Source organism: Stenotrophomonas sp. CFBP 13724, from assembly GCF_014841975.1.
GTDB lineage: Bacteria > Pseudomonadota > Gammaproteobacteria > Xanthomonadales > Xanthomonadaceae > Stenotrophomonas > Stenotrophomonas lacuserhaii.
In genome coordinates, this window is the sequence record NZ_JACYUW010000008.1 from 1 (window position 1) to 5,997 (window position 5,997).

4 protein-coding genes are annotated in these 5,997 nt (G+C 65.9%); all 4 read right to left on the reverse strand.

The genetic code is table 11. The annotated features are described in order from the left end of the window. A partial coding sequence (locus IFT63_RS17415) for a biotin/lipoyl-binding protein (RefSeq protein WP_342450511.1) occupies positions 1 to 255 on the reverse strand: 255 nt, incomplete at its 3' end. 220 nt (positions 256 to 475) lie between these two features. Then, complete coding sequence (locus tag IFT63_RS17420; RefSeq protein WP_192085252.1) at positions 476 to 1,861, reverse strand: efflux transporter outer membrane subunit; 1,386 nt, start codon at positions 1,859 to 1,861, stop codon at positions 476 to 478. Then, positions 1,858 to 5,004, reverse strand: coding sequence for a multidrug efflux RND transporter permease subunit SmeE (gene smeE, locus IFT63_RS17425; protein ID WP_192085254.1), 3,147 nt, complete (start codon positions 5,002 to 5,004; stop codon positions 1,858 to 1,860). Before smeE ends, IFT63_RS17420 begins: the two co-directional genes overlap by 4 nt. A gap of 12 nt (positions 5,005 to 5,016) precedes the next feature. Beyond that, a partial coding sequence (gene smeD, locus IFT63_RS17430) for a multidrug efflux RND transporter periplasmic adaptor subunit SmeD (protein ID WP_192085256.1) occupies positions 5,017 to 5,997 on the reverse strand: 981 nt, incomplete at its 5' end.

A 5,997-nucleotide genomic window follows, 5' to 3' on the forward strand; every position in this document is an offset into this window, starting at 1 on the left:
TTGCGCGCGGTAACTGGCATCGTCGATCTGGTACAGCGGCTGCCCTTCGGTCACCAGGCTGCCTTCGGTGAAAAGCCGCTTGCCGACGATGCCGTTGACCTGCGGCCGGACTTCGGCGACCAGGAAGGCGGTGGTGCGGCCGGGCAGCTCGCGGGTCAGCGATACCGACTCGGCTTTCAGGAGGACCGTCGTGACCTGCGGCACCTCCGAACCGGCCGCAACCGGCGTACCCGACCGGCATCCGGCCAGCCCCATCAACGAGACAAAGGCAAGCGGAAAAAAACGAGCAGATGACAGCATGGAAATCGAACACTCTTGGGCGGACGTATCACGCCCCGACAGCGCAACCGGCCTCCTGGAAGGAAGCCGTTCGCCGTCGTCAAGGCATGGGGCCCCTATGAGTGTCCAGAATGGCTTGGAACTCCATGCGTCAATCTGCAAAAGCCTGATGCGGGCACTCGCACCGTGACCGGTGTCAGCGCGACACCCAGCCGCCGCCCAGCACCTTGTACAGTGTGACCCGATTGGCCTGCTGGGCCAGCGCAGTCTGCAGCTGGCTCTGCTGCGCGCTGTAGGCGGTGCGCCGCGCATCCAGCAGGGTGACGAAACTGTCCAGCCCGGCGTCGTAGCGTGCCTGCGACAACTGCTCGGCCTGCGTGGCAGCGGCCAGCAGCGCCTGCTGCGACGCCGCCTGCGCATCCAGGCTGGTGCTCAAGGCCAGCGCATCGGCGGTCTCGCGGAAGCCTATCTGGATCGACTTTTCGTACTCGGCCAGTGCGATGTCACGGTCCGCGTTGGCCACCGCCAGTCCCGCCCGCAGCTTGCCACCCTGGAAGATCGGCAGGCTGATGGTCGGCAGGAAACTCCACACCCGCGTGCCGCTGTCAAACAGGCCGGACAACTCGGTCGAACGGCTGCCCAGCGTGCCGGTCAGCCGGATGCTGGGGAAGAACGCAGCCCGCGCAGCACCGATGTTGGCATTGCCTGCCAGCAAGGTGTGCTCGGCCGCCATGATATCCGGGCGACGCAGCAGCACGTCACTGGGCAGGTCCGCCGGCGGCGGCGCCAGCGCCACCAACTGCAGGTCATTGTTGCCGTCTGGCAACAGCGCATCGTCCACCGGGCCACCGATCAGCAGCGCCAATGCGTTGCGGTCCTGCTGCACCTGGCCCCGCAGGCGCGCGGCATCGGTACGTGCGGTTTCCACCAGCGTGCGCGTCTGTGCCAGTTCCAGCGCCGAACTTCCACCGCGTTCGAAACGCGCCTGCGCCAGCCGCAGCGAGTCTTCATGGCTGCCCAGGGTCGCCTCGGAAATCCGCAGCAGCTCGCTGTCCGCACCGAAGCTGAGCCACGCGGTGGCGGTCTCGGCCACCAGGCTCAGCTGCGCATTTCGACGGTTGGCGGCGACCGCGAAGTACTGCTGCAGGGCCGCCTCGCTGAGGTTGCGCACACGCCCGAACAGATCCAGTTCGAACTCGGTCACGCCCAGGCCCGCGGTGAACTGTTCGTTCACCGGCATGTCGCCACCTGTGCGCTCCATCTGGCCCTGGACGTTCAGCGCAGGCACCCGATCGGCGCGCTGGATGCGGTACTGGCCGCGTGCACGTTCGACGTTGAGCACCGCCACGCGCAGGTCGCGGTTGTTGGCCAGGCCCTGCTCGATCACCTGCTGCAGGCGCGGGTCGGTGAAGAAATCGCGCCAGCCCAGTCCAGCGGCGTCGGTCGGCCTGCCCTGCCCGGCCTCGGCTGGCCACTGCGAGGGAATGGAGGGGGCCACGTCGGTACGGTCCGGGACCAGGGTGGCACAGCCACCCAACCCGATGCTGGCGATCAGCGCCAGCAGCAGCGAGGTCTTGTTCATGGGGCATCACTCGACTTTGCTGCGTCGCGCAGCGTGCGGTTGAACAGCTTCTGCACCACCACGAAGAACAGCGGGATGAAGAATACGCCCAGCAGGGTGCCGGCCAGCATGCCGCCCAGCACGCCCGTACCGATGGCGCGCTGCGCACCGGAACCTGCGCCGGAGGCGATCGCCAGCGGCAGCACGCCCAGGCCGAAGGCCAGCGAGGTCATGATGATCGGACGCAGTCGATCGCGTACCGCGTGCATCGTCGCTTCGATCAGCCCGGCGCCCTTTTCCAGGTTCTCCTTGGCGAACTCCACGATCAGGATCGCGTTCTTGGAGGTCAGGCCCACCGTGGTCAGCATCGCCACCTGGAAGTAGATGTCGCGCTCCAGGCCCATCAGCGTGTTGGCCAGCACCGCACCGAGGATGCCCAGCGGCGCCACCAGCAGCACCGAGGTCGGCACGCTCCAGCTTTCATACAGCGCGGCCAGGCACAGGAACACGATCAGCAGCGACAGCGAGTACAGCAGCGGCGTCTGCGAGCCCGCCTGGCGTTCCTGGTAGGACAGCGCGGTCCACTCGATCTCATAGCCCGCCGGCAGGTCCTTGGCGATGCGTTCGATCTCGTTCATGGCATCACCCGATGCCACCCCGGTCGCCGGCTCGCCCTGGATTTCCATCGCCGACACGCCGTTGTAGCGTTCCAGGCGCGGCGAACCGAAGTCCCAGCGCTTGGAAGCGAAGGCACTGAACGGCACCATCTCACCGGCGCTGTTCTTCACCGACCACACGTTGAAGTCATCCGGATTCATGCGGAAGTCCGCATCGGACTGCACGTACACGCGCTTGACCCGGCCCCGGTCGATGAAGTCATCGATGTAGCTGCTGCCCCACGCGGTGGCCAGGGTGTTGTTGATCGAGGTCATGTTCAGGCCCAGCGCATTGGCCTTTTCCACGTCCACGTCGATGCGCAGCTGCGGCGTATCTTCCTGGCCGTTGGGGCGCACGTTGGCCAGCAGCTTGCTCTGCCCGGCCGCACCCAGCAGCTGGTTGCGCGCGTTGAGCAGGGCTTCGTGCCCCTGCCCGGTGTTGTCCTTCAGGAAGAAGGTGTAACCCGAGCCGATGCCCAGTTCCGGCATCGCCGGCGGCGGGAAGGCAAAGATGAAGGCATCCTTGATCTGGCCCAGTGCGCCCATCGCACGGCCGGTGATGGCACCCACGCTCTGTTCGTCGTTGCGGTCCTTCCAGTCCTTCAGCTTGACGAAGGCCATGCCGGCGTTCTGGCCCATGCCGGCGAAGCTGAAGCCCTGCACGGCGAAGATCGATTCGATGGCCTCGCTTTCGTTTTCCAGGAAGTGGTTTTCCAGCTTGGCCATCGCCTCCAGCGTGCGTTCCTGGGTGGCACCGACCGGCGTCTGCACCAGCGCCATCAGGATGCCCTGGTCTTCATTGGGCAGGAACGAGCTGGGCAGGCGCACGAACAGGATGCCCATCACCAGCGCCAGCCCGGCGAAAATGCCCATGAAGCGCCACGGCCGGGCAATGATGCCCTTCACCCCGCGCTGGTACTTCTCGCTGGACCTGTCGAAGCCGCGGTTGAAGCCACCGAAGAAACGACCGGACCAGCCCTTGTGGGCGACGTGGTGTTCGCCCTTCTTCAGCGGCTTGAGCATGGTGGCGCACAGCGCCGGGGTCAGCACGATCGCCACCAGCACCGACAGGCCCATCGCCGAGACGATCGTCGCCGAGAACTGTCGGTAGATAACGCCCGTGGCACCGCTCATGAAGGCCATCGGCACGAACACCGCCGACAGCACCAGGCCGATGCCCACCAGCGCACCGGTGATCTGGTCCATCGACTTGCGCGTGGCTTCCAGCGGCGACAGCCCTTCCTCGGCCATGATGCGTTCTACGTTCTCCACCACCACGATGGCATCGTCGACCAGCAGGCCGATCGCCAGCACCATCGCGAACATGGTCAGCATGTTGATGGAGAAGCCCAGCGCGGCCAGGATGCCGAACGTACCCAGCAGCACCACCGGTACCGCGATGGTGGGGATCAGGGTGGCGCGGAAGTTCTGCAGGAACAGGTACATCACCACGAACACCAGCACGATCGCTTCGATCAGGGTCTTGATCACGCCCTTGATCGACACCTGCACGAACGGGGTGGTGTCATACGGCACCACCGATTCCAGCCCGGCCGGGAAGGTCGCCTTCATGTCTTCCAGCGCGGTACGCACACCATTGGCGGTGTCCAGCGCGTTGGCGCCGGTGGCCAGGGTGATGGCGATGCCGGTGGACGGCTTGCCGTTGTAACGGGTGACGAAGTCGTAGCTTTCCGCGCCCAGTTCAACGCGGGCGACGTCGCCCAGGCGCAGCTCGCTGCCATCGGTGCCGCCGCGAACCAGGATGTTGCGGAACTGCTCCGGGGTCTGCAGGCGGTCCTGCGCATTGATGGTGGCATTGAGCTGCTGGCCCTTCACCGACGGCGCACCGCCGAGCTGGCCGATCGCCACCTGGGCGTTCTGCGCGGTGATCGCCGCGGTGACTTCATCCACCGACAGCTTGTAGGTGTGCAGCTTGTTCGGGTCCAGCCAGATGCGCATGGCGTACTTGCCGCCGAACACCTGGATGTTGCCCACGCCGGGCACCCGACTCAGCGGATCGACGACATTGGAGCCGACGAAGTCGGAGATGTCATTGGCATCCATGCTGCCATCGTTGGACACAAAGCCGATCACCTGCAGGAAGCCGCTGCTGGACTTGGCCACGTTGATGCCTTGCCGCTGTACTTCCTGCGGCAGCAGTGGCATGGCCAGCTGCAGCTTGTTCTGCACCTGCACCTGGGCGATGTCCGGGTTGGTACCCGATTCGAAGGTCAGGGTGATGGTGGCCTGGCCGTTGGCCGAGCTGTTGGAGGAGAAATAGATCAGCCCGTCGAGGCCTTTCATGTTCTGCTCGATGATCTGGGTCACCGAGTCTTCGACCACCTTGGCCGAAGCACCCGGATAGGTCGCGGAGATCTCGACCGCCGGCGGTGCCACTTCCGGGTACATCGACACCGGAAGGTTGATCACCGCCAGTGCGCCGGCGAGCATGATGATGATCGCGATCACCCACGCGAAGATGGGTCGATCAATGAAGAAACGTGCCATTTGATTCTCCGCTTACTGCGCGTCGGTGCCGGCCGGAGCCTGGGCGGGTGCGGCGGCGTCGGGGGACCCGGCGGCCGGGGCGGCGGCCTGCGGGGCGGCCGGCTTGGCCGGTTCACTGCCCTTCTCGATGGCCTGCACCGGCATGTCCGGCGCGATCTTCTGCAGCCCCTCGACAATCACCTTGTCGCCGGCCTGCAGGCCGTCTTCCACCAGCCACTTGTCACCCAGTGCGCGGCTCACTTTGACGGGGCGCACTTCTACCTTGCCGTCCTTGTTGACCACCATCGCGCTGGTATCGCCCTTGGCATCGCGGGCGATGCCCTGCATCGGCACCAGCACCGCGCCATTGCGCACGCCGCCGCCGATCACCGCGCGCACGTACATGCCCGGCATCAGCACGCCTTCCGGATTGGATACCTTGACCCGCAGGCCGTAGCTGCCGGTGGTCGGATCCACGCTCACTTCGGAAAACTCCAGCGTGCCCTGGTGATCGAAGGTGCTGCCGTCATCCAGCAGGATGCTGACCGGCAGAGTCTGGTTGTCCTGCAGGCGGCCGGCAGCCAGTTCGCGGCGCAGCTGCAGCAGCTCGGCAGCGGACTGGGTCAGGTCGACGTAGATCGGGTCCAGCTGCTGCACGGTGGCCAGCGCTTCGGCCTGGGCGGCACTGACCAGCGCGCCCTGGGTAACCGAGGACTTGCCGATGCGGCCGCTGATCGGCGCGGTGATGCGGGCGTAACCCAGGGTCACGTTGGCGGCATCCAGCGAGGCCTTTGCAGCCCCCACATCCGCTTCAGCCTGCTTCTGCGCGGCGATCGCGTTTTCCAGGTCCTGCTTGCTTACCGCATCCACCTTGGCCAGTTCGGTGATCCGCGCCGCGCTCAGCCTGGAGGCGTTGGCGGTGGCTTCGGCACGGGCCAGCTGGGCACGCGCATTGTTGGATTGCGCGCGGTAACTGGCATCGTCGATCTGGTACAGCGGCTGCCCTTCGGTCAC

Excerpts from the sequence above, each read along its gene's own strand:
- IFT63_RS17420 (WP_192085252.1), bottom strand. The coding sequence starts at position 1,861 with ATGAACAAGACCTCGCTGCTGCTGGCGCTGATCGCCAGCATCGGGTTG.
- smeE (WP_192085254.1), bottom strand. The coding sequence starts at position 5,004 with ATGGCACGTTTCTTCATTGATCGACCCATCTTCGCGTGGGTGATCGCG.